A 25,134-nucleotide genomic window follows, 5' to 3' on the forward strand; every position below is an offset into this window, starting at 1 on the left:
GAAAACGATGGCTGAACCACAACCGCTGTTTGATTATACCGGGCATTTACCGGAGTGTCCGACCTGGAGCGAAGCCGAACAGGCCTTGTACTGGGCCGATATTATGGAGTGCGAGATTCATTGTTACGACGTGCGGACGGGTGAACATCAGGTATTACAGTTTCCCGAGGAGCCCGGTTGTTTTGCCCTGCGCGCGAAGGGCGGTTTTATCGTCGCTTTACGTAGCGGTATCTGGCTCACGGATGCGCATGGCCTGCTGCAGCGAAAAGTCTGCGATAACCCCAGCAATCCGCAATTAGCACGCTTTAATGATGGCGGAACCGATCGCGACGGCCGTTTTTATGCCGGAACTTTCTGGGGGCCGGGCGATTTTAACGGCGCGCTCTTGATGCGCATCGATAGCGATCTCTCCCCGCAGGTTATCCAGTGCGATATTCACGGTGCTAACGGTCTGGCGTTTAGCGAAGACAAGCGTTGGATGTATACCTCGGATACGCCGAATGCCGTTATCTATCGAACACCTCTCGATAAGCGGGGCGAGGCGGGGAAACGCGAGGTCTTTCGCCGTTTTCATCCGGGTGAGGGAATTCCTGATGGCGCGGCCATCGATGCTGAAGGTTGCTATTGGAGCGCGATGTTTGACGGTTGGCGTATTGCCCGCTTTTCACCGACGGGCGAGCAGCTGGAGGAGCATCGTTTACCGGTGCGTTGCCCGACGATGGTCTGTTTTGGCGGAACGGATATGAAGACGCTCTATATCACCACCACGCGGGAGAATATGGATGCTGAGGAAGTGGCGAAATATCCGCTTTCCGGGGCCATCTTCACCCTGCCGGTTAGCGTGGCAGGGATGAAGAAATTGCCGTTTATAGAGCGTTAAACCGGATCGACCGGTACCACGTTTTCGCTGGCATAACAGCCCAGCACCTTCATGGAACGGGTTATCTCGGCCAGCTCTTTTAAGGCTTTACGCATGGGCAGTGATTCCAGGTTGGCCTGGATATCCAGATAAAACATCTCTTCCCACGGATTACCGTGAATGGGACGCGACTCCAGCTTGGTCATAATCAGGTTATGGTTTCGCAGCACCAGCAGCGCTTCTACCAGGGCCCCGGCTTGCTGGCCGGTGGCCATCAACAGCGTGGTTTTTGCGGGAACCTGATCGGAGACTTCCACCGCTTTACGCGCCAGAACCAGGAAGCGGGTGATATTTTGCGTTTGGTTAGCCTGACAATGTTCCAGTACCTGCAAACCGTGCAGCGCTCCGCCTGCTTCGCTGCCCAGGGCGGCCACGGTCGGCGAATTAGCCTGAGCGACTTTTTCCATCGCTGAGGAGGTGCTATCGGTATATTCAATATTCCAGTGCGGATAGCGGCTGAGGTACTGGCTGCACTGCTGGAACGGCTGCGGATGGCTGTAGACCGTCGTAATCTGTTGCGCGTCGGTGGATGTTGAAACCAACACGCAGTGATCGATAGGCAGAGTCAGCTCGCCGACGATAGATAAAGTAGTGTGCTGCAGAAGATCGTAAACATCATTGATGCCGCCGGAGCTGGTATTTTCAATAGGGACCACGGCATAGTCGGCCTGGCCCGTCTCCACTTGCTCAAAGATATCGGCGAATTTCGCACAGCCGCTTTCGATAAACTGTTCAAAGTGGCGGGCGGCATACTGGCGGGCCGCAAGATGCGAATATGAACCTTTCGGTCCGAGAAACGCCACGCGCGCGGAGTGCGGATTGATTTTATTGAGGTGCTGCTGCAGTAGCGTTTGTTGGGTAAGGACCGAGTCTTCAATGATCAGCTGGAACAGGCGCGTGATGTAGTGGGCATCGAGATGATGTTTTTTTCCCAACGTCATCAGGCGTTCCAGCAGGTCCCGCTCGCGGTCGATATCCCGCACCGGGCGATGCGATGCCAGCTTGGCTTTTCCTACCTCTACGGCCAGGCCGCGGCGTTCCGCCAGCAGCGCCAGCAGCTTCTCATCCAGAGCGCTGATCTTATCGCGTAGCGCCAGTAATGGGTTTTCCTCGGTCATATGTGTTGCCTTTCTTGTTATTGATTATCAATAAAAAAGGCCTCCCGTTTGGGAGGCCTTGTTGTTCGTCTTCGCATTCTTTATCACACGACGAATTGCCTCCCATTCAGGGGAAGGTAAAAAAGAATGCGAAGAAGAACAGGTTCGGTTGCATGATGAATTCCTTGAGTTAGTGGGGATTACAGTACCTGTACTGTTTTCACTCTGTCAATAAAAAACGCGCCCGGAGGCGCGTTGCATGACACAAGCTTAAGTTAAGGATTACTCTTCTTCTTCCACAAAGCCAGCCTCTTTCACCGATGTGGCGGCGCGGCGGGCTTCCCCTTTGTGCTGCACTTTATTAAGCTGCCGTTCCAGCTTGTTGATCAATTCGTTGATCGCGGCATACATGTCTTCGTGCCGCGCGCTGGCAACCAGATGCCCGTTTGGCGTATTGATGGTGGCGTCAGCGACAAAACCCTGCGGCTCCTTAGAGAGGATGATGTGCGGGTTAATTAAGTGGGTTTGCCATTTATCCAGTTTGGCGAGACGGTCTGCGACGTGCTGGCGGATTGCCGGAGTAATTTCCATTTGTTTACTGGTAATGTTCATTGTCATAAATTTTACCTCTTGTCTTTCCCGTCTTGGTGAACTCAGCATACCTCGCCCAATGTCAAAATGCGTGATTTAAATCACATTTTATTGTCACTTTTTGTCAACAAATCTGTTTTGTGAGACAGGACAGGAACAGGTGAGATTTTACTTGTGGAAAGGAAGAAAGAGAGCCATATTTGATGAGTTAACTCGGCGCTAAACCGCTTCAGCTGAGCTATTTAACGAATAAAAAAACGGCAGCCATTTGGCTGCCGTTTTGCTTATCTAAGGGCTATCAGGTGTTCTTGCTGTTGGCCGCAATAATTTTCGCAACCTTGTCAGCCTGCGCGTTCATCTGCATCTGACGGTAGGCGTTTTCCATCTTCGGCAGCGCATCGCGGGTGGCCTGCGTATCCGGATAGTTACGCAGCATGCCGTCTACGCGGTTAACTACCGCAACCCATGCGCCACGATCGGTGTAGTAATCAACTACCGACAGCTCGTACTTCGCCAGACGATCCTTCAGGAACACCATACGTTTATAGGCGTCAGTAGAGTACTGGCTGTTGGGATAGCCACGAACCAGTTTGGAGAAGTCGTTAAAGGCATCGCGCGCGTGTTGCGGGTCGCGGTCAGAACGGTCGACGCCGAAGAAGCCCTGCAGCGCACTGTCATCCAACGCCATATTTGTCAGACCACGCATATAAATAACGTAATCAATGTTAGGATGGGTCGGGTTCAGGCGCACAAAGCGATCGATAGCGGCCTGAGCCAGCGGTAGATCGGCGTTTTTGTAGTACGCATAAATCAGGTCCAACTGTACCTGTTGGGAATAAGGTCCAAAGGGATAACGGTTATCCAACGCTTCCAGTTGCGTTATTGCCTGTTTCCAGTTACCGTCCTGCAGCTTTTGCTGAGCGGTCGCGTAGATCTCATTCGGCGGATTATCGGGCACCTCCTCCTTTGAGCCAGAGCAACCCACCAAAGCCAGGCTCAGTGTGGCTGCTGCCACCAGGTATTTCATGCGCGTCATGACGTTTTGACTTCCTCAAAATGTTTATGCGGGAGAATCTCTGTTCCTGCTCCCGATTAAGACCAGCTACAATAGCACACTATATTAAACGGCAAAGCCGTAAAACCCAACGTTAAAACGAAGAAGCTGTATATGGCACAACGAGTACAACTCAACGCAACGGTGTCCGAAAATCAACTCGGACAACGCTTAGATCAGGCTTTGGCCGAATTGTTCCCGGATTATTCGCGTTCGCGCATAAAAGAATGGATCCTTGACCAGAGAGTGCTGGTAAACGGCTGCGTCAGCGACAAGCCGAAAGAGAAAGTGCTGGGGGGAGAGACGATTGCTATCGATGTTGAAATCGAAGAAGAAGTCCGTTTCCAACCGCAGGATATTCCGCTCAATATCGTTTATGAAGATGATGACATCCTCGTAATTAATAAACCGCGCGATTTAGTTGTGCACCCCGGCGCGGGCAACCCTGACGGTACTGTGCTGAATGCGCTGTTGCACTACTATCCGGCCATTGCTGACGTGCCGCGGGCGGGGATCGTGCACCGTCTTGATAAAGACACCACCGGTTTAATGGTGGTAGCAAAGACTATCCCAGCGCAAACCCGGCTGGTGGAATCCCTGCAGCTGCGTGAAATTACCCGTGAATATGAAGCGGTGGCGATTGGTCATATGACGGCTGGCGGAACGGTTGAAGAACCGATTAGCCGTCACCCGACCAAGCGTACGCATATGGCGGTACATCCCATGGGGAAACCGGCGGTGACGCACTATCGGATCATGGAGCATTTTCGCATTCATACTCGTTTGCGTTTGCGCCTCGAGACCGGTCGTACGCACCAGATTCGCGTGCACATGGCGCACATCACCCATCCGCTGGTGGGCGATCAGGTTTATGGGGGACGCCCGCGTCCGCCTAAAGGTGCGTCGGAAGAGTTCATCACTGCTCTGCGTAAGTTCGACCGCCAGGCTCTCCACGCCACGATGCTGCGCTTATACCATCCGATCAGCGGTATTGAGATGGAATGGCATGCGCCAATTCCGCAGGATATGGTTGATTTGATCGATGCCATGCGCGCTGATTTTGAAACTCATAAAGACGATATCGACTGGTTATGACTAAAGTGATTGTACCGCAATGGCCGATGCCGGAAGGCGTGGCTGCCTGTAGTTCCACGCGCGTTGGCGGGGTGAGTTTATCGCCATACGATTCACTTAACCTCGGCGCTCATTGCGGAGACAATCTGCAGCACGTAGAAGAGAACCGTCGGCGCATGTTCGCCGCCGGCGGTCTGCCGTCATACCCGGTGTGGCTGGAACAGGTTCACGGTACGGCAGTGTTGAAACTCGACGGCGGGCCGTACGCTTCAAAGCGCGCGGATGCGTCATACTGCAATGTGCCGGGTACGGTATGCGCGGTAATGACCGCAGATTGCCTGCCGGTGCTTTTTTGTAACCGCGCGGGTACGGAAGTTGCGGCTGCTCATGCCGGCTGGCGAGGTCTTTGCGAAGGCGTGCTGGAAGAAACCGTTGCCTGTTTTGCCGATAGCCCGGAAAACATTATGGCCTGGCTTGGCCCCGCCATCGGGCCGGATGCGTTTGAGGTCGGCCCGGAAGTGCGCGAAGCCTTTGTGGCAAAAGATGCTCAAGCGGAGCGCGCATTTCGCCCTGCGGGTGAGAAGTATTTTGCTGATATCTATCAGCTTGCTCGTCAGCGTCTGACGGGCGTTGGCGTTGAGCAGATTTTTGGCGGCGACCGCTGCACCCTCAGCGAAAAAGATGATTTTTTCTCTTATCGTCGCGACAAGACGACGGGTCGTATGGCAAGTTTCATCTGGCTGATATAACCTGCCGAGCTAAGACGATCCAGAAGGCAAACTTATTTTTGCATAGTTCAGGTCTTTAACCTTGAATAATTGAGGGATGACCTCATTTAATCTCCAGTAGCAAATTTGACCTGTTATGGGAGGAGTTATGCGTCTGGATCGTCTTACCAATAAATTCCAGCTTGCTCTTGCCGATGCCCAGTCTCTTGCGCTTGGGCACGACAACCAATTCATCGAACCTCTTCATCTAATGAGCGCCTTGCTGAATCAGGAAGGGGGATCGGTACGTCCTTTATTAACTTCGGCTGGCATTAACGCCGGAGAGTTACGCACCAATATTGAACAGGCGTTGAGCCGATTGCCGCAGGTGGAAGGTACCGGTGGCGATGTTCAACCGTCCCAGGATTTAGTGCGTATCCTTAACCTTTGCGACAAGCTGGCGCAAAAGAGAAAGGACAACTTTATTTCGTCAGAACTGTTCGTTCTGGCGGTACTTGAATCCCGCGGCACGCTGACCGACCTTTTAAAATCCGCCGGAGCCACAACCGCTAACGTGAGTCAGGCGATTGAACAAATGCGCGGAGGTGAAAGCGTGAACGATCAGGGAGCCGAAGACCAACGTCAGGCTTTGAAAAAATTTACCGTCGATCTAACCGAACGTGCCGAGCAGGGTAAGCTTGACCCGGTGATTGGCCGTGATGAAGAAATTCGTCGAACGATTCAGGTTCTGCAGCGTCGTACCAAAAATAACCCGGTGCTTATTGGTGAACCCGGCGTAGGTAAAACGGCCATTGTTGAAGGACTGGCGCAGCGGATCGTCAATGGTGAAGTACCGGAAGGATTGAAGGGGCGTCGGGTCCTGGCGCTCGATATGGGCGCGCTAGTGGCGGGTGCCAAGTATCGCGGTGAGTTTGAAGAACGCTTAAAAGGCGTGCTAAACGATCTCGCCAAGCAGGAAGGCAACGTCATCCTGTTTATCGATGAGCTGCACACGATGGTGGGCGCAGGTAAAGCAGACGGTGCCATGGACGCCGGGAATATGCTGAAACCGGCGCTGGCGCGTGGTGAGCTGCACTGCGTGGGCGCCACGACGCTGGATGAATATCGCCAGTACATTGAGAAAGACGCCGCGCTGGAGCGTCGTTTCCAGAAAGTGTTCGTTGCGGAACCGACGGTTGAAGATACCATTGCGATTTTGCGTGGTCTGAAAGAACGTTATGAACTGCACCACCACGTGCAGATCACTGACCCGGCGATTGTAGCGGCGGCTACGCTGTCCCACCGTTATATCGCTGACCGACAGCTGCCGGACAAAGCTATTGACCTGATCGATGAAGCTGCATCCAGTATCCGTATGCAGATTGACTCAAAACCGGAAGAGCTGGACAGACTCGATCGTCGCATCATTCAGCTCAAGCTGGAACAGCAGGCGCTGAAGAAAGAGTCTGATGAAGCCAGCATTAAGCGGTTGGATATGCTGAATGAGGAACTGGCGGATAAAGAGCGTCAATATTCAGTCTTAGAAGAAGAGTGGAAGGCTGAAAAAGCGTCGCTCTCCGGCACCCAGACGATTAAGGCCGAGCTGGAACAGGCTAAAATCGCGATTGAGCAGGCGCGTCGCGTCGGCGATCTGGCGCGGATGTCCGAGCTGCAGTACGGCAAGATCCCGGAACTGGAAAAACAGCTGGCGGCGGCAACGCAGTCTGAAGGCAAGACGATGCGCCTGCTGCGGAATAAAGTCACGGATGCGGAAATCGCGGAAGTGTTGGCTCGTTGGACGGGGATTCCGGTTGCGAGAATGCTCGAAGGCGAACGTGAGAAGCTGCTGCGTATGGAGCAGGAGCTGCATAGCCGCGTTATTGGTCAGAACGAAGCGGTTGAAGCGGTATCGAATGCGATCCGCCGTAGTCGTGCCGGGTTATCCGATCCTAACCGTCCGATTGGCTCGTTCCTGTTCCTCGGTCCTACTGGGGTAGGTAAAACAGAACTCTGTAAAGCGCTGGCTAACTTTATGTTTGACAGCGACGATGCAATGGTACGTATCGACATGTCAGAGTTTATGGAGAAACATTCCGTTTCACGTCTGGTTGGGGCGCCTCCGGGATACGTCGGTTATGAAGAAGGTGGCTATCTCACTGAGGCGGTCCGCCGTCGTCCTTATTCCGTCATCCTGCTGGATGAAGTGGAAAAAGCGCATCCGGATGTCTTTAACATTCTGCTGCAGGTACTGGACGATGGACGTTTGACTGACGGGCAGGGGAGAACGGTCGACTTCCGCAATACGGTTGTCATTATGACCTCCAACCTCGGTTCGGATCTCATTCAGGAACGTTTTGGTGCGCTGGATTACAGTCACATGAAAGATCTGGTGCTGGGTGTGGTTAGTCAAAGCTTCCGCCCGGAGTTTATCAACCGTATTGATGAAGTGGTTGTCTTCCACCCGTTAGGTGAAAAACACATTGCTTCTATTGCGCAGATTCAGCTGCAGCGGTTGTATAAACGACTGGAGGAGCGCGGCTACGAAGTCCACCTCTCTGATGAGGCGCTGAAGCTGCTGAGCGAAAATGGGTACGATCCGGTTTATGGCGCACGTCCTCTGAAACGTGCTATCCAGCAGCAGATCGAAAACCCCCTGGCACAGCAGATTCTTTCCGGTGAGCTGATACCAGGTAAAGAAGTGCAGCTGGTCGTGAAAAATGACCGGATAGTGGCAGTGCAGTAAATCACAAAACAGCAAAAACGGGCCCCCTGGGCTCGTTTTTGTTTAAAAACCAGGCAATAATTTAATCTCAGCCGATATTTTGGCCGAAAATTAAGCAGGTGAGGTTTTTTTTTAAAATTCCCCTTGCCACTTCAGAATTACTCCCTATAATGCGCCTCCACTGACACGGAAAAACGGCACGCAAGCCGCCGGGTCAGCGGGATTCAGCGATGAATACCGGCAGAGAAAAGCGAAATTAAACGCTTGACTCTGAATGAGGAAAGCGTAATATACGCCACCTCGCAACGGTGAGCGAAAGCCGCGTTGCACTGCTCTTTAACAATTTATCAGACAATCTGTGTGGGCACTCAAAGTGACATGGATTCTTAACGTCTTCGGACGAAAAATGAATACCAAGTCTCTGAGTGAACATACGTAATTCATTACGAAGTTTAATTCACGAGCATCAAACTTAAATTGAAGAGTTTGATCATGGCTCAGATTGAACGCTGGCGGCAGGCCTAACACATGCAAGTCGAACGGTAGCACAGAGAGCTTGCTCTCGGGTGACGAGTGGCGGACGGGTGAGTAATGTCTGGGAAACTGCCTGATGGAGGGGGATAACTACTGGAAACGGTAGCTAATACCGCATAACGTCGCAAGACCAAAGAGGGGGACCTTCGGGCCTCTTGCCATCAGATGTGCCCAGATGGGATTAGCTAGTAGGTGGGGTAACGGCTCACCTAGGCGACGATCCCTAGCTGGTCTGAGAGGATGACCAGCCACACTGGAACTGAGACACGGTCCAGACTCCTACGGGAGGCAGCAGTGGGGAATATTGCACAATGGGCGCAAGCCTGATGCAGCCATGCCGCGTGTATGAAGAAGGCCTTCGGGTTGTAAAGTACTTTCAGCGGGGAGGAAGGCGATAAGGTTAATAACCTTGTCGATTGACGTTACCCGCAGAAGAAGCACCGGCTAACTCCGTGCCAGCAGCCGCGGTAATACGGAGGGTGCAAGCGTTAATCGGAATTACTGGGCGTAAAGCGCACGCAGGCGGTCTGTCAAGTCGGATGTGAAATCCCCGGGCTCAACCTGGGAACTGCATTCGAAACTGGCAGGCTGGAGTCTTGTAGAGGGGGGTAGAATTCCAGGTGTAGCGGTGAAATGCGTAGAGATCTGGAGGAATACCGGTGGCGAAGGCGGCCCCCTGGACAAAGACTGACGCTCAGGTGCGAAAGCGTGGGGAGCAAACAGGATTAGATACCCTGGTAGTCCACGCTGTAAACGATGTCGACTTGGAGGTTGTTCCCTTGAGGAGTGGCTTCCGGAGCTAACGCGTTAAGTCGACCGCCTGGGGAGTACGGCCGCAAGGTTAAAACTCAAATGAATTGACGGGGGCCCGCACAAGCGGTGGAGCATGTGGTTTAATTCGATGCAACGCGAAGAACCTTACCTACTCTTGACATCCAGAGAACTTAGCAGAGATGCTTTGGTGCCTTCGGGAACTCTGAGACAGGTGCTGCATGGCTGTCGTCAGCTCGTGTTGTGAAATGTTGGGTTAAGTCCCGCAACGAGCGCAACCCTTATCCTTTGTTGCCAGCGATTCGGTCGGGAACTCAAAGGAGACTGCCAGTGATAAACTGGAGGAAGGTGGGGATGACGTCAAGTCATCATGGCCCTTACGAGTAGGGCTACACACGTGCTACAATGGCATATACAAAGAGAAGCGACCTCGCGAGAGCAAGCGGACCTCATAAAGTATGTCGTAGTCCGGATTGGAGTCTGCAACTCGACTCCATGAAGTCGGAATCGCTAGTAATCGTGGATCAGAATGCCACGGTGAATACGTTCCCGGGCCTTGTACACACCGCCCGTCACACCATGGGAGTGGGTTGCAAAAGAAGTAGGTAGCTTAACCTTCGGGAGGGCGCTTACCACTTTGTGATTCATGACTGGGGTGAAGTCGTAACAAGGTAACCGTAGGGGAACCTGCGGTTGGATCACCTCCTTACCTGAAAGAACCTGCCTTTGTAGTGTCCACACAGATTGTCTGATAGATGTAAAGAAGCAAGACGGCTGCGAAGTCGCGACACCTCGTGTCCCCTTCGTCTAGCGGTTAGGACTCCGCCCTTTCACGGCGGCAACAGGGGTTCGAATCCCCTAGGGGACGCCACTTGCTGGCTGTGAGTGAAAGGCACAACCAACCGATATCTCAAAACTCATCTTCGGGTGACGTTTGAGATATTTGCTCTTTAAAAATCTGGATCAAGCTGAAAATTGAAACGACACACAGCTAATGTGTGTTCGAGTCTCTCAAATTTTCGCGACACGACGATGTTTTACGAAACATCTTCGGGTTGTGAGGTTAAGCGACTAAGCGTACACGGTGGATGCCCTGGCAGTCAGAGGCGATGAAGGACGTGCTAATCTGCGAAAAGCGTCGGTAAGGTGATATGAACCGTTATAGCCGGCGATGTCCGAATGGGGAAACCCAGTGCAATTCGTTGCACTATCGTTTGATGAATACATAGTCAAACGAGGCGAACCGGGGGAACTGAAACATCTAAGTACCCCGAGGAAAAGAAATCAACCGAGATTCCCCCAGTAGCGGCGAGCGAACGGGGAGCAGCCCGGAGTCTGAATCAGCTTGTGTGTTAGTGGAAGCGTCTGGAAAGTCGCAGGGTACAGGGTGATACTCCCGTACACTAAAACGCACAGGCTGTGAACTCGAAGAGTAGGGCGGGACACGTGGTATCCTGTCTGAATATGGGGGGACCATCCTCCAAGGCTAAATACTCCTGACTGACCGATAGTGAACCAGTACCGTGAGGGAAAGGCGAAAAGAACCCCGGCGAGGGGAGTGAAAAAGAACCTGAAACCGTGTACGTACAAGCAGTAGGAGCCTCTTTATGGGGTGACTGCGTACCTTTTGTATAATGGGTCAGCGACTTATATTCTGTAGCAAGGTTAACCGTATAGGGGAGCCGCAGGGAAACCGAGTCTTAACTGGGCGTTAAGTTGCAGGGTATAGACCCGAAACCCGGTGATCTAGCCATGGGCAGGTTGAAGGTTGGGTAACACTAACTGGAGGACCGAACCGACTAATGTTGAAAAATTAGCGGATGACTTGTGGCTGGGGGTGAAAGGCCAATCAAACCGGGAGATAGCTGGTTCTCCCCGAAAGCTATTTAGGTAGCGCCTCGTGAACTCATCTTCGGGGGTAGAGCACTGTTTCGGCTAGGGGGTCATCCCGACTTACCAACCCGATGCAAACTACGAATACCGAAGAATGTTATCACGGGAGACACACGGCGGGTGCTAACGTCCGTCGTGAAGAGGGAAACAACCCAGACCGCCAGCTAAGGTCCCAAAGTCATGGTTAAGTGGGAAACGATGTGGGAAGGCCCAGACAGCCAGGATGTTGGCTTAGAAGCAGCCATCATTTAAAGAAAGCGTAATAGCTCACTGGTCGAGTCGGCCTGCGCGGAAGATGTAACGGGGCTAAACCATGCACCGAAGCTGCGGCAGCGACACTATGTGTTGTTGGGTAGGGGAGCGTTCTGTAAGCCGTTGAAGGTGGCCTGTGAGGGTTGCTGGAGGTATCAGAAGTGCGAATGCTGACATAAGTAACGATAATGCGGGTGAAAAACCCGCACGCCGGAAGACCAAGGGTTCCTGTCCAACGTTAATCGGGGCAGGGTGAGTCGACCCCTAAGGCGAGGCCGAAAGGCGTAGTCGATGGGAAACAGGTTAATATTCCTGTACTCGGTGTTACTGCGAAGGGGGGACGGAGAAGGCTATGTTGGCCGGGCGACGGTTGTCCCGGTTTAAGCATGTAGGCGGATGTTCCAGGTAAATCCGGAACGTTATCAACGCTGAGGTGTGATGACGAGGCACTACGGTGCTGAAGTGACAAATGCCCTGCTTCCAGGAAAAGCCTCTAAGCATCAGGTAACATCAAATCGTACCCCAAACCGACACAGGTGGTCAGGTAGAGAATACCAAGGCGCTTGAGAGAACTCGGGTGAAGGAACTAGGCAAAATGGTGCCGTAACTTCGGGAGAAGGCACGCTGATATGTAGGTGAAGTGGTTTACCCATGGAGCTGAAATCAGTCGAAGATACCAGCTGGCTGCAACTGTTTATTAAAAACACAGCACTGTGCAAACACGAAAGTGGACGTATACGGTGTGACGCCTGCCCGGTGCCGGAAGGTTAATTGATGGGGTTATCCGTAAGGAGAAGCTCTTGATCGAAGCCCCGGTAAACGGCGGCCGTAACTATAACGGTCCTAAGGTAGCGAAATTCCTTGTCGGGTAAGTTCCGACCTGCACGAATGGCGTAATGATGGCCAGGCTGTCTCCACCCGAGACTCAGTGAAATTGAACTCGCTGTGAAGATGCAGTGTACCCGCGGCAAGACGGAAAGACCCCGTGAACCTTTACTATAGCTTGACACTGAACACTGGTCCTTGATGTGTAGGATAGGTGGGAGGCTTTGAAGTGTGGACGCCAGTCTGCATGGAGCCATCCTTGAAATACCACCCTTTAATGGCTGGTGTTCTAACGTGGGCCCCTAATCGGGGTTGCGGACAGTGTCTGGTGGGTAGTTTGACTGGGGCGGTCTCCTCCTAAAGAGTAACGGAGGAGCACGAAGGTCAGCTAATCCTGGTCGGACATCAGGAGGTTAGTGCAATGGCATAAGCTGGCTTGACTGCGAGCGTGACGGCGCGAGCAGGTGCGAAAGCAGGTCATAGTGATCCGGTGGTTCTGAATGGAAGGGCCATCGCTCAACGGATAAAAGGTACTCCGGGGATAACAGGCTGATACCGCCCAAGAGTTCATATCGACGGCGGTGTTTGGCACCTCGATGTCGGCTCATCACATCCTGGGGCTGAAGTAGGTCCCAAGGGTATGGCTGTTCGCCATTTAAAGTGGTACGCGAGCTGGGTTTAGAACGTCGTGAGACAGTTCGGTCCCTATCTGCCGTGGGCGCTGGAGAATTGAGGGGGGCTGCTCCTAGTACGAGAGGACCGGAGTGGACGCATCACTGGTGTTCGGGTTGTCATGCCAATGGCATTGCCCGGTAGCTAAATGCGGAAGAGATAAGTGCTGAAAGCATCTAAGCACGAAACTTGCCCCGAGATGAGTTCTCCCTGACTCCTTGAGAGTCCTGAAGGAACGTTGAAGACGACGACGTTGATAGGCCGGGTGTGTAAGCGCAGCGATGCGTTGAGCTAACCGGTACTAATGAACCGTGAGGCTTAACCTTACAACGCCGAAGATGTTTTGGCGGATTTGAGAGAAGATTTTCAGCCTGATACAGATAACAGAATTTGCCTGGCGGCACTAGCGCGGTGGTCCCACCTGACCCCATGCCGAACTCAGAAGTGAAACGCCGTAGCGCCGATGGTAGTGTGGGGTCTCCCCATGTGAGAGTAGGGAACTGCCAGGCATCAATTAAGTGAAGAGCCCATCCTGACGGATGGGCTTTTTGCGTTTCAGATAAGCAAAATCGTCCCGGCCAGCCATGCGTTCCCCTCCTTCCTTGTAATATAAAAGCCTGTCCAGAGGGACTTACCCTCATATTTCACTTCATCCCAGCCTGTCCGTTCGCGTTAATCTTGAATCGCCACAGTAAGAAATAAAATGTGATATTTATCACATATAAAATAATAACAATTATATAACATTTGGTTTACTAATTAATTTGTCTGAGTGAGTTGGGTCATCCAACACAGCAGATTGCAGTCTTTGCTGGAGCAGAATTACAATGACAGAAAGCAGTATTAGCGAACGTGAATCCCAGGATCACGGTGATACCCGGCGTCGTATATGGGCAATCGTAGGGGCATCATCAGGGAATTTGGTTGAATGGTTTGATTTCTACGTCTATTCATTTTGCTCACTCTACTTTGCGCATATCTTCTTTCCTTCTGGCAACACCACTACGCAATTGTTACAAACTGCAGGGGTCTTCGCTGCTGGTTTTCTGATGCGTCCGATCGGGGGCTGGATATTCGGGCGTATTGCCGATCGCCGTGGACGTAAAACCTCCATGCTTATCTCTGTTTGCATGATGTGTTTTGGTTCTCTGGTGATTGCCTGCTTGCCGGGTTATGCAACGATAGGGACCTGGGCTCCGGCTCTGCTATTGCTGGCTCGTTTATTCCAGGGTCTGTCCGTTGGCGGAGAATACGGTACCAGCGCTACCTATATGAGCGAAGTTGCCGTAGAAGGTAAAAAAGGCTTCTATGCCTCATTTCAGTACGTCACGCTGATTGGCGGCCAACTTCTGGCTGTACTTGTTGTTGTTGCGTTACAACAGATCCTCAGCGATGAGGCGCTGCATGCGTGGGGATGGCGGATCCCCTTCGCTCTCGGCGCAGTATTAGCCATCGTTGCCCTGTGGCTGCGCCGCCAGTTGGACGAAACCTCAAAACAGGAAACTCGCGCGTTAAAAGAAGCGGGATCGTTTAAAGGATTATGGCGTAACCGCAAGGCATTTATCATGGTGCTCGGATTCACTGCCGCAGGTTCATTAAGCTTTTATACCTTTACAACCTATATGCAGAAATATCTGGTCAACACCGCTGGCATGACGGCGGGTACCGCCAGCATGATTATGACCGCGGCTTTATTTGTTTATATGCTGGTTCAGCCGCTTTTTGGCGCGCTCTCGGATAAGATTGGCCGCCGGACCTCAATGCTCTGTTTTGGCGTACTTGTTACCGTCTTTACTGTCCCGATTCTCAATGCATTACAGAACGTGAGTTCGCCGTATGCAGCATTTGCTTTAGTAATATGTGCCCTGCTGATAGTGAGCTTTTATACCTCAATTAGCGGAATTCTGAAGGCTGAAATGTTTCCGGCACAGGTACGCGCCCTGGGGGTTGGGCTATCTTATGCGGTGGCGAATGCGCTATTTGGCGGCTCGGCCGAGTACGTCGCGCTGTCGTTAAAATCGGCAGGAATTGAGCACGCTTTTTACTGGTACGTGACCGTAATGGGAGCGATCGCATTCCTGGTGTCCCTGACGCTACATCGTAAAGGCAAAGGTCTACGTTTGTAGGCTTACTGATGTGCCAGCTGCCATACCGCATAGCCGGTAGTGGCACCTGCCACATCCCAGGCGAAATCCTTCCAGCTCCAGCCGCTCCCGGATGGGCGGCTGTCCCATAGCTCCTTCGATGCCCCTAAACTCACGGAAAACATAAAGCCAATGGCGGCACTACGGTCGCGGCTATAGCCCTGATGTTGGGCATATTCGTTGCCTGCGGCGGAAAGCATGGCTGAGGCGAGGAAGTGTTGGGCTTTATCCTGGCCACTCCATGCATCATTAGCCATATGGCTGCAGCCGGTCAGTAATAATAGTGGGACAATAAGAATGATGACGCGCATACTAATTCCAGAAAAAGCCCCGCTGGGCGGGGCGAGAATTCAGAGAATACGGCTGATAAGACGGTCGATTCGAATACGTCGCAGACGCCTGATCAGTTTGCGTACCTTTATCGGGTAATCGGCAATACTTTGCAAATCGCGATAATGCTGAACGATCGTAGTATGTTTGCGGATGAGATTGAGCTCTTTTTCACGCATTGCGCCAAGCTGATGTTTCGGGTCGTGGATAAGAATCGCGTTCTCTAAATCCAGTCGCCAGGCGCGCGGGTTCAAGTTGTTGCCGGTCAGCAGCATCCATTCGTCATCAACCCACATGCCTTTCAGGTGGTAGCTGTTATCGTCGTCCTTCCATAAACGGACAATCAGCTGATCGGTGTTGACATAATACTGTAGTCGGCTCAGAAAGCGCCGCAGATTGATTTCATAAAGGTAGGGCAGCGCGCCGATAATTTTAAACGGCTGATCTTCCGGTATATAGAAATCATTAGCGGTTTTATCACCAACAATAATTTCAACTTTCTTCCCGCTGCGTAGCAGCTGAATGATATTACGCACTAGCAGAGCGGGCAGGTTGAAATAAGGGGTGCAGATAGTCAGCTTATGCTCAGCGCAGGGCATCAGATGGAAAATGGTTTTATTCAACAGGCTGGTCTTCCCCAGACCAACTAAAGGGGTAACCGACAGCTGATCTTCATCAGCATTGCCGAGAAAATGATAGCCGCTATCGCGGAGTTCCTGGCGATACTGACGGATGTCATTTTTGATTTCCGGACTTTTTGGCCGATCGGCCCTGTCAAGGCGGTTAACTCCACGCCCTTGCACCAGATTATTCTCAACCCAGTCAAACATCACATCGGCCATTTTACCGTTGCGAATGCACTGGTAGCGGTCATAGCGATACTTATCGTGCTGATGCAGGTAAACGTCATTCAGACTGGCGCCGCTGTAGAGCACGCTGTCATCAATGATAAAGCCTTTGAAATGGAGAACGCCTAGCGCTTCCCGGGTATTGACCGGAACGCCATAAACCGGGATGTCAATACCGGGGTTTTCCTGAGCCATGCGGCAGTACCAGTCGGCATTGGTGTTTGACGCCGCGGCACCAATACGCCCGCGCTGGGCGCGATGCCAGTCGACCAGCACCTGCACATCTAATTCTGGACGCTGACGCTTAGCGTCGTATAGCGCCTGCAAAATTCCTTTGCCGCCATCATCCTGTTCCAGATAAAGCGCAATGATACAAATACGCTGGGTGGCTTGAGCTATCCTGGCCAGTAACGCTTGCCGAAAATCTGCTGGAGCGTAAAAGAACTCGATATCATCAACTGACTGAGAAAGCTTAGGGAGTTGGGCAAGGTGTTGTTGATGTTTATTGCGTTTAAATTTTGACAACATCACAGTGCGTTTCTTCTCTGTTTATTGAAGGGTCTTCTGTACCATGCAGACGACGTAAGCGGGCAATAATACCATTACTGCCCGTTAAAGTAGTCAACAATTGCGGCCAGCCGTTTGTAATTGCTCAGGTACAAGCTGTAGAGACAAACTGACAATCCCATCTTCAAGCTGAATATCAACCGAGAATCCTAGCTTTCTGGCAAGGCCGATCATGCCTTTATTATTCGGCATGGTAATACCATTCAGCCGCTGCAAGCCGTGGTTTTGCGTATAGGCAATCAGCTTTTCCAGGAGCTTGCGGCCTAAACCCATACCTTTCAGGTCGGAGCGCACCAGGACGGCAAACTCGGCATCGATATTATCCGGGTCGGAGATCGCCCGCGTCACGCCGAGGATCTCATCCCCCTCGGCCGTGGTGCGCACAGCAACAAAGGCCATTTCTCGATCGTAGTCGATCTGCGTCATATTGGCTAAATCATCATGGGTAAATTCGTTGATTTCGCTGAAGTAACGATAATAGAGATCTTCCTTCGTGACCTGAGCGATAAAGGCCATCAGCTGCGGCTCATCTTCCGGGAGTATGGGACGGAAAAGGCAGCGTTCGCCATTCTTCATCACCACCCACTCCTCCTGCTGCTGTGGATAAGGGCGTATGGCGAGGCGGCTTTCGCTGTCGCCGGTGAAAGGGGCGAGCGTTAACGTGACGTCAAGCGCGGTGAACTCGTGGCCGGAAGCCAGAAGAGGGTGAATATCCAGGCGCTGTATTTCCGGGCAGTCGACGATCAAATTCGATACCTGTACCAGTAGCTGGCTCAGGCCGGGTATATCGAGCGGGCGCAGCGCGCTGCGCCCGCGCACTTTTTTACTTTTGATGGCCTGGATAACGAGGTAGCGCGCAAGGTTCATATTCAGCGGCGGGAGCGCGACGGCGGCCTGATCCTCAGCCCGCCATTCGACGCCGCCTTCTCCCAGCATGATCAGCGGCCCAAAAACCGGATCGTGCTCAACCACAACCCGCAGCTCTTGCGCTCCGGCGCGATTAGCCATGCTTTGCACCAGCAGCCCGTGAATACGCGCCTGAGGCCAGGTCATTTTGACGCGATCGAAGATCGCATCCGCGGCCTGCTGTACCTCGGTTGCCGTGCGCAGATAAAGCATAACCCCCTGAACTTCCGACTTATGCGGAATATCGGGCGAGCGTAGCTTCAGAGCGACGGGGTAGCCAATCTGCTCGGCGATATGTACAGCCTCGGCGCTATCGGCGGCAATCCACGTTGGCAGAGTATGAATACCGTAAGCGCGCAGCACGGGGCTCACTTCATGGGTATCCAGCGACGTTGCGCCTTCATTCATTGCGCGTTGCAGCAGGCTGTGCGCTTCGGCAGTGTTAGTGGTTAACGAATCTGACAGGACCGGAGTTTCCCTGAGCTGTTTCTGGTTACGCCGGTACTCCACCATGTGCATAAAAGCGGTAATCGTTCCCTCAGGCGTTCGATAGGTCGGCAGCCCCGCATCGCTAAACAGACGCCGCGCTTCTTGTGAAGAGAACTCACCGCACCAGTTGGTGAGAACCGTAACGTATTTGCCGCGCGGATGACGCTTCAGAGCGTCAATCAGCGCCAGCGCGCTCTCTGTCCCCGGCGCGGCAGCGCTGGGGGAATGGATCACCAGTAGCGCATCGTAGTCATGGCTATCCAGCAATATGTTCAGCGCTTTGAGGTAATGCTCGCTGCTGGCGTCATCGCGGAGATCCAGCGGGTTGGCGATAGCGATAGTTTCCGGTAATGCCTGACGGAGAGCGCTGCTGGTCTCTTCGCTGAGAGCGGCAAGTTTGCCGTTGCGCAGCCAGAGCTCATCCAGCGCCAGCGCAGCCGGAGCGGCGCCGTTGCTGATAATCATCAGTTTCTCGCCGCGCAGCGGGCGCATGTGGCTGAGGGTTTCGACCGCAGAGAACAGCTCGTGCGTATCCTGTACCCGCAATAAGCCTGCGCGCTGAATAGCGGCGTCCCACGCCGGATCCATGCCGGAGTTGACGTGCAGGAGCTTCTGCGCAGCCGGACTGCGTCCGCTTTTAATCACCAGGATCGGCTTATTACGCGATGCGCTACGGGCCGCCGAGACAAAGCGGCGGGCATCGCTGAGGTGTTCGAGATAGAGCAAAATCGCGCTGGTTTTACTGTCGCGAGCGAGGAAATCAAGCAGGTCATCAACGTCGATGTCCAGGCTATCGCCCAGCGCAATAAAGTAAGAGAAACCCATCTCACGCTGCTGAGCCCAGTCGAGGATAGTATTGGAGACCGCCGCCGATTGCGAAATAAACGCCAGTTTACCGCGATGTATAGGCACCGGCGAAAAGCTGGCGTTAAGACCCTGCCACGGCGCAAGCAGGCCAAGACTGTTCGGGCCGAGCAGCCGCATCTGATAGCGGGCGGCACATTCCAGCAGAGCGGGATACTGTTCGGGTATGGAAGAGAGAATGATGCAGGTTTTGCACCCTTTTTGCCCCAGCGCTTCCAGCAGCTCAAGGTTTCTGCGGGCGTTGGTGCAAAGCACGGCGAGATCGGGCGTGAAGGGCAGGCTATCGACGTCAGGCCAGGCCAGTACGCCCTGAACCGCTTTCCACGCTGGCGTAACGGGGAGGACGGGGCCGTTAAACCCGCCAGCCAGCAGGTTGCGCATCATCAGATAACCGGCGCGCTGTGGTTTCATTGACGCGCCAATAACGGCGATCGACTTTGGCCGCAGCAATGCTTCCAGGCCTCGTTGGCTCATACCGGTCTCCTTTGATCCCCAGTGACCGAATGATTTTAAACGTTTTCTATCAGTTGTGCTGTGATACTGCCCTTATGCTGGGTTTTTCCTGCCAGGTAGCGCGTTCTGAATAAGCTGAAGTGATCGCCAAGAGCCGCGGCCGCGGTTTTATCCCCCGCCAGATCCAGCAGCGCAATCGCGACTTCGGCGGTACAGTATTGACCTTCTGCGTGCGCTTCCCGGAGGTGATAAGCGGAGATGCGCGACAGATCGACGGAAATCATCGGCAGCGCGTCAAGCCAGGGGCTTTTGCGGAACATTTTTCGCGCTTCGGGCCAGGTGCCATCAAGCATGATAAACAGCGGTGGTTTACCCGGGAGCGGGGAATCAAGAACCTGACGCTCTGCGTCGGCATAAGACGCAGGAAAAACCACCATCGGCTGATATTGCGGGTCGGCGACTAAATCCAGCAGCGCCTGCGGTGGTTCGGTTCGTGACCACTGAAAGGCTTCGGTATCCGGCAGGATATCGGCAATCAGGCGTCCGGTATTGCTGGGCTTCATTGGCTCGGTATCGAACATGACCAGGCAAAAACGGCTGGTAGCGGCAACCGGGTTGAGGGTGGCGCAGAGGCACTGTTTCAACGGTAGCAAGCAGCGCTGGCAGCGGTGGATGCGGTTGCCGCGAGCAAGAAAAGGCCGGGTGGCGCGCGCGAGGCGTTCGGCGCGAAGGCGGAGGACGGCGTTATCAGTCATGGGGATCGCTAAGAAAAAACGCCATTGTCGCAGAGGTGAAAACGGGGCACAAGCGGTGCCCCGTGAGGTTTACTGCTGGCCTGCTTCATTTAGCCAGCTATCGAAAGGCGCTTTGGGGACGGCGCCATTCAGCATGTCGATGACTTCGCCATTTTTAAACATCATAATGGTCGGGATGCTGCGAATGCGGAAGCGAGCGCTCAGTTCGCGTTCCATCTCGGTATTCACTTTCACGAAACGCATTTCACCGCTGCGTTCTTCAGCCACATCTTCAAAGATTGGCGCAAAGTTACGGCAGGGGCCGCACCACGGCGCCCAGAAATCAACAACAACGGGCAGATCGTCCTTCAGCAGTTTATCCAGCGTTGCCCCGGTCGCGTTGATCACATCGCCATCAAAAAGATCGTGACCGCAGCGCCCGCATTTCGCGCCATCGGCGCTACGATCGTCGGGGATGCGGTTCAGAGCCTGACAACTGGCACAAACGGTATTCATAACTAACCTCTGGTTATGGGTTGCAGCGCGGCACGTGGCCGATTTGTTTCTGTAATGTTACATATTATCGATGCGCAGCTAATAAAGGACAATGAGTTTTATTCAATGAATACGATAGACTCAGGCTTTTAAATGAAATAATGGCTAAGTGATGACACATCGGGTAATCTGCGCGCTTCGCGCAGCGCAGGTGGAGAAAATGAATGAGCGACGACGAACTGAAAAATAAAAGCGGCAAGGTCAAAGTGATGTATGTCCGCAGTGATGATGATTCTGACCGACGTACCCATAACCCGCGTACCGGGAAGGGCGGGGGACGTCCAGGAAAGTCTCGTGTTGACGGTCGTAACCGCCCTGCGCGCGATGAAAAAGAGAGCCGCGGTGGCGATCGTAAACGTGACGATCGCAAGCGTGAAGGCTTTGGCGGTGAGGGTTCCTCTCCGTGGCGTACCGTATCCCGCGCGCCGGGTGATGAGGCGCCGGTAAAAGCGGATCACGGCGGGATCAGCGGAAAAAGCTTTATCGATCCTGAAGTGCTGCGTCGCCAGCGCGCGGAAGAAACCCGCGTCTATGGTGAAAACGCTTGCCAGGCGCTCTTCCAGAGCCGTCCGGACGCCATTGTACGCGCCTGGTTTATCCAGAGCGTGACCCCGCGCTTCAAAGAAGCGCTGCGCTGGATGGCGGCGAATCGTAAAGCCTATCACGTGGTTGATGAAGCTGAGCTGGCGAAAGCGTCCGGCACTGAACACCATGGCGGGGTTTGCTTCCTGATTAAAAAGCGCCATGGCACTTCCGTTGAGCAGTGGGTAGCTAAAGCCGATGCTGAAGATTGTGTTCTGGCGCTGGAAGATGTCGGTAACCCGCATAACCTCGGCGCGATTATGCGCAGCTGCGCGCACTTTGGCGTCAGGGGCGTGGTGGTGCAGGATGCTGGCGTTATGGAATCCGGCGCCGCGATTCGTACTGCGGAAGGCGGCGCGGAACACGTTGAACCGATTACGGGCGACAGCTTTATTGATACGCTTGAGCGCTTCCGTAAAGCGGGCTACGCGATTGTTTCTACTTCCAGCCATAACGGGACTCCGCTGTTTAAAGCCGAGCTGCCGAAGAAAATGGTGCTGGTGTTAGGCCAGGAGAGTGACGGTCTTTCCGACGCCGCTATTTCCAGCGCCGATCTGAACATCGCGATTGAAGGCACCGGTAACGTTGAAAGCCTGAACGTGTCCGTAGCCACCGGCGTGCTGCTGGCTGAATGGTGGCGTCAGAACAAGGCGTAACACCTTGTCTCAGCGTCAAAATGCCAGCGTAATGCTGGCATTTTCATTTTCAGAGCTATTCGCTTTCAGCCGGCAGCCTGGGTACCCAGTCAATCGGCGCTTCGCCGCGTTCGGCCAGCCACTGATTCGCCTGCACGAAATGATTACTGCCAAAGAACCCGCGGTGGGCGGAGAGCGGCGACGGGTGCGGTGCTTTGAGCACGCAGTGGCGCTGGCGATCGATTATCGCGCCTTTCTTCTGCGCATGCGAACCCCATAGCAGAAATACCACGCCTTCCCGATGCTGGTTAATCAATGAAATCACTTTATCGGTAAAGGTCTCCCATCCGAGGCTGGCATGCGAGTGCGCCTGCCCGGCACGAACCGTTAATACGGTATTGAGCAGCAAAACACCCTGACGCGCCCAGCTTTCGAGATAACCGTGAGTCGGGCGCTGAAAGCCCGGTATCGTCCCTTCCAGCTCCTTGTACATATTCAGCAGCGACGGCGGTATCTGAATTCCTGGCAGAACCGAGAAGGCCAGGCCGTGCGCCTGCCCGGGTCCGTGATAAGGATCCTGGCCGAGGATCACCACTTTGACGTCGCTTAACTCCGTATAACGAAACGCGTTAAAGACATCTTTTTGCGGGGGATAGATGGTGATTCCCGATTGGCGTTCTTCAGCTACGGTTTTCAGGGTATTAACAAACCAGGGTTGCTGCTTCTCTTCTGCCAGCACGTCATGCCAGGTTAATGGGGTGGTCATTTTGCTCTCCTGCAAAGTGTCATCGCCATAGCTTAACTGCATCTTTCAACATCACAAAATTTGCTCCGCGCGATTGCCGTTTTTCATGCAAAAAAAATTGAAAATTTACAAATTTATTTGGTGTCCGGCACGGCGTAACTTGATGTAAAACAATAATATCCAGCTATGACCACTTTTGTGATGTGGTTTTTGTTGATTTAAATCAAAGAATGCCGGGTGCCCGGCTGATATATATACTCATAGAACAATGGTTTTACCAATTGGCCGCGAAGGCCAATAATCGAACAAACCCTGCCTGGGAGGCAAAAAATGATTACTGGTATCCAAATTACTAAAGCTGCAAACGACGACCTGCTGAACTCTTTCTGGCTGCTGGATAGCGAAAAAGGCGAAGCCCGCTGCCTGTGCGCAAAGGCCGGTTTTGCTGAAGATGACGTGGTTGCGGTGAGCAATCTGGGCGAGATCGAATACCGTGAAATTCCGGTAGACGTGAAACCTGAAGTCCGCGTTGAAGGCGGCCAGCACCTGAACGTTAACGTTCTGCGTCGCGAAACTCTGCTGGATGCGGTTGAACATCCGGAAAAATACCCGCAGCTGACCATTCGCGTGTCTGGCTATGCGGTACGTTTTAACTCACTGACTCCGGAACAGCAGCGCGACGTTATCGCCCGTACTTTTACCGAAAGCCTGTAAGTTTAAGTTTTGATATAAAAACGCCGGGATATCCCGGCGTTTTTTTACTCTTCGTTTGACTGTTGCGGTGTATCCGCTGCGCTTGGTTTACGACGCTTGCCAATATTTTTGGTATCGCGGTGGCGTTTTTTGACGCGCGGCTTCTCTTTTTCTTTCTCTTTCTTCTCTGCTCGCTTCGCTAAAACCTTCTTGGAGGGTTTACCGGTTTGCTTCTCGCTGGGCGCGCGGGTGGTCGGGCGCAGTTCATCGATAACGCGAGCTTTTAACGGCTCTTCAATATAGCGGCCAATTTTACCCAGCAGCAGGTGGTCGTGGGCTTCAACCAGAGAAATGGCGGTTCCTTTTTTACCCGCGCGCCCGGTACGACCGATACGGTGCAGGTAGATATCCGCCGTGCGCGGCAAGTCGAAATTGAATACGTGACTCACGTCCGCGATATCGATACCGCGGGCGGCAATGTCGGTAGCGATTAATACATTAATACGGCCATCGGTGAGACGGCTAATCGCTTCATTACGTTTCGCCTGTACCATCTCGCCTTCCAGCCAGCAGGTATTGATACCCGCTTCACGCAGCCAGCCCGCCAGTTCATGCACGCGCTCGCGCTTGCGTACGAAGACGATAGAACGCGTCGCTTCCGGCTGCTTCAGAAGATGCACGAGGAGGGCGGTTTTATGCTTGATGTCATCCGCGCGGTAATACCACTGATGGATCTTTTTACGTTCGCGAGTGGATGGGGTCGCCGAAACTTCCGCCGGCTCTTCCAGCAGACGCTCGGCAAAATCCTTAATGGCGTCGCCTTCGAGGGTGGCGGAGAACAGCATGGTCTGCTTACGCCAGCGGGTTTCACCGGCGATATGTTCGATATCCTGCGCGAAGCCCATGTCCAGCATGCGGTCAGCTTCATCAAGGATCAGCGTTTCAACGGCGCGGCAATCAAAGTTTTCTTCTTTAATATATTGCAGCAGGCGACCGGTCGTGGCGACCACGATGTCCTGGTTCTCGCTGAACACTTCGGCATGGTTCATATAGGCGACACCGCCGGTGATCGTGGCGATATCCAGATGAGTATGTTTTGCCAGTTCACGCGCATGGTCGGCAACCTGCATCGCCAGTTCGCGGGTGGGGGTCAGGATAAGGATGCGCGGCGGACCAGACTTCTTGCGCGGAAAATCGAGCAGATGCTGCAACGCTGGCAGGAGATACGCCGCCGTTTTACCGGTGCCGGTCGGGGCTGAACCGAGAATATCACGGCCATCAAGCGCAGGCGGAATAGCGGCGGCCTGAATGGCTGTCGGGCGTGTGAAACCTTTATCCTGGAGTGCGTCCAGCAGGTTTTCGTCGAGTTCAAGTTCGGAAAAAGTCGTTACAGTCATGATCTACCTCTGAGTGGACCGCCGATTATAGACGTTACGGACGCAATGTTCATCTGTTTGTAAGGCTATCTGTTCTCCGGT

Annotated in this window: 17 protein-coding genes, 1 tRNA gene, 3 rRNA genes and 1 other annotated feature; of the genes, 11 read left to right on the forward strand and 10 right to left on the reverse strand. The window is 53.4% G+C overall.

All coding sequences use genetic code 11. The features are described 5' to 3' along the window. Positions 1–7: 7 nt before the first annotated feature. Positions 8–880: an SMP-30/gluconolactonase/LRE family protein gene (locus tag ACE3MN_RS06405; protein ID WP_375364315.1), complete on the forward strand. Its 873-nt coding sequence runs from the start codon at positions 8–10 to the stop codon at positions 878–880. Here the strand turns inward: ACE3MN_RS06405 and pheA are convergent. The 3 genes from pheA to bamD all read right to left on the reverse strand — a co-directional run bounded on the left by pheA (position 877) and on the right by bamD (position 3,643). After that, on the reverse strand, positions 877–2,037 hold the full coding sequence (gene pheA / locus ACE3MN_RS06410) for a bifunctional chorismate mutase/prephenate dehydratase (RefSeq protein ID WP_064410925.1): 1,161 nt from the start codon (positions 2,035–2,037) through the stop codon (positions 877–879). The two genes, ACE3MN_RS06405 and pheA, sit on opposite strands and share 4 nt — an antisense overlap. A 30-nt stretch (positions 2,038–2,067) precedes the next feature. Further along, positions 2,068–2,192 (reverse strand) — a sequence feature (Phe leader region). A 106-nt stretch (positions 2,193–2,298) separates the two neighbouring features. Continuing rightward, complete coding sequence (gene raiA / locus ACE3MN_RS06415; RefSeq protein WP_004104616.1) at positions 2,299–2,634, reverse strand: ribosome-associated translation inhibitor RaiA; 336 nt, start codon at positions 2,632–2,634, stop codon at positions 2,299–2,301. A 271-nt stretch (positions 2,635–2,905) separates the two neighbouring features. Next, on the reverse strand, positions 2,906–3,643 hold the full coding sequence (bamD, locus tag ACE3MN_RS06420; protein WP_004123741.1) for an outer membrane protein assembly factor BamD: 738 nt from the start codon (positions 3,641–3,643) through the stop codon (positions 2,906–2,908). Positions 3,644–3,775: 132 nt separating this feature from the next. On the opposite strand from bamD, the gene rluD reads away from it, so the two are divergent. The 8 genes from rluD to ACE3MN_RS06460 all read left to right on the forward strand — a co-directional run bounded on the left by rluD (position 3,776) and on the right by ACE3MN_RS06460 (position 15,237). Next, a complete protein-coding gene (gene rluD / locus ACE3MN_RS06425) occupies positions 3,776–4,756 on the forward strand; it encodes a 23S rRNA pseudouridine(1911/1915/1917) synthase RluD (protein WP_004123738.1) in 981 nt (326 codons plus the stop codon). Further along, positions 4,753–5,484, forward strand: coding sequence for a purine nucleoside phosphorylase YfiH (yfiH, locus tag ACE3MN_RS06430; protein WP_024358390.1), 732 nt, complete (start codon positions 4,753–4,755; stop codon positions 5,482–5,484). Before rluD ends, yfiH begins: the two co-directional genes overlap by 4 nt. A gap of 127 nt (positions 5,485–5,611) precedes the next feature. After that, the gene (gene clpB, locus ACE3MN_RS06435) at positions 5,612–8,185 is read left to right on the forward strand and encodes an ATP-dependent chaperone ClpB (RefSeq protein WP_024358389.1); all 2,574 of its coding nucleotides are present in this window, start codon (positions 5,612–5,614) and stop codon (positions 8,183–8,185) included. Between the two features lie 453 nt (positions 8,186–8,638). Further along, positions 8,639–10,178, forward strand: a 16S ribosomal RNA gene (locus ACE3MN_RS06440). A gap of 87 nt (positions 10,179–10,265) precedes the next feature. Continuing rightward, a tRNA-Glu gene (locus tag ACE3MN_RS06445) sits at positions 10,266–10,340 on the forward strand. Between the two features lie 190 nt (positions 10,341–10,530). Next, positions 10,531–13,437, forward strand: a 23S ribosomal RNA gene (locus ACE3MN_RS06450). Between the two features lie 67 nt (positions 13,438–13,504). Beyond that, positions 13,505–13,620 (forward strand): 5S ribosomal RNA (gene rrf, locus ACE3MN_RS06455). Together the 16S, 23S and 5S rRNA genes with 1 tRNA gene alongside form the textbook arrangement of a ribosomal RNA operon. A 318-nt stretch (positions 13,621–13,938) precedes the next feature. Next, on the forward strand, positions 13,939–15,237 hold the full coding sequence (locus ACE3MN_RS06460; RefSeq protein WP_004132772.1) for an MFS transporter: 1,299 nt from the start codon (positions 13,939–13,941) through the stop codon (positions 15,235–15,237). A gap of 2 nt (positions 15,238–15,239) precedes the next feature. On the opposite strand, the gene ACE3MN_RS06465 is transcribed toward ACE3MN_RS06460, so the two are convergent. From ACE3MN_RS06465 to trxC, 5 genes are all read right to left on the reverse strand, one after another. Further along, positions 15,240–15,566, reverse strand: coding sequence for a YfiM family lipoprotein (locus ACE3MN_RS06465; RefSeq protein ID WP_102649923.1), 327 nt, complete (start codon positions 15,564–15,566; stop codon positions 15,240–15,242). A gap of 39 nt (positions 15,567–15,605) precedes the next feature. Beyond that, entirely contained in the window at positions 15,606–16,961 is a 1,356-nt protein-coding gene (gene pssA, locus ACE3MN_RS06470) for a CDP-diacylglycerol--serine O-phosphatidyltransferase (RefSeq protein WP_102649922.1), read from the reverse strand. Between the two features lie 93 nt (positions 16,962–17,054). Next, the gene (locus ACE3MN_RS06475; protein WP_004132776.1) at positions 17,055–19,733 is read right to left on the reverse strand and encodes a bifunctional acetate--CoA ligase family protein/GNAT family N-acetyltransferase; all 2,679 of its coding nucleotides are present in this window, start codon (positions 19,731–19,733) and stop codon (positions 17,055–17,057) included. Positions 19,734–19,768: 35 nt separating this feature from the next. Beyond that, entirely contained in the window at positions 19,769–20,467 is a 699-nt protein-coding gene (locus tag ACE3MN_RS06480) for a tRNA-uridine aminocarboxypropyltransferase (protein ID WP_004132777.1), read from the reverse strand. Between the two features lie 69 nt (positions 20,468–20,536). Further along, on the reverse strand, positions 20,537–20,962 hold the full coding sequence (trxC, locus tag ACE3MN_RS06485; RefSeq protein ID WP_004104599.1) for a thioredoxin TrxC: 426 nt from the start codon (positions 20,960–20,962) through the stop codon (positions 20,537–20,539). 203 nt (positions 20,963–21,165) lie between these two features. On the opposite strand from trxC, the gene ACE3MN_RS06490 reads away from it, so the two are divergent. Further along, positions 21,166–22,239 carry a tRNA/rRNA methyltransferase gene (locus tag ACE3MN_RS06490; protein ID WP_049085826.1) on the forward strand — a complete coding sequence of 358 codons (1,074 nt, stop codon included), beginning with the start codon at positions 21,166–21,168 and terminating at the stop codon, positions 22,237–22,239. Positions 22,240–22,294: 55 nt separating this feature from the next. On the opposite strand, the gene ung is transcribed toward ACE3MN_RS06490, so the two are convergent. Continuing rightward, positions 22,295–22,984 (reverse strand): uracil-DNA glycosylase, encoded by a 690-nt coding sequence (gene ung / locus ACE3MN_RS06495; protein WP_004132784.1) that lies wholly within the window; start codon positions 22,982–22,984, stop codon positions 22,295–22,297. A gap of 309 nt (positions 22,985–23,293) precedes the next feature. Between ung and grcA the strand changes: the two genes are divergently transcribed. After that, complete coding sequence (gene grcA / locus ACE3MN_RS06500) at positions 23,294–23,677, forward strand: autonomous glycyl radical cofactor GrcA (protein ID WP_004104596.1); 384 nt, start codon at positions 23,294–23,296, stop codon at positions 23,675–23,677. Positions 23,678–23,721: 44 nt separating this feature from the next. Here grcA and srmB read toward each other — a convergent pair whose 3' ends face one another. Continuing rightward, entirely contained in the window at positions 23,722–25,053 is a 1,332-nt protein-coding gene (srmB, locus tag ACE3MN_RS06505; protein WP_024359371.1) for an ATP-dependent RNA helicase SrmB, read from the reverse strand. Positions 25,054–25,134 lie beyond the last annotated feature (81 nt).

The organism is Klebsiella grimontii (assembly GCF_042137965.1).
GTDB lineage: Bacteria > Pseudomonadota > Gammaproteobacteria > Enterobacterales > Enterobacteriaceae > Klebsiella > Klebsiella grimontii.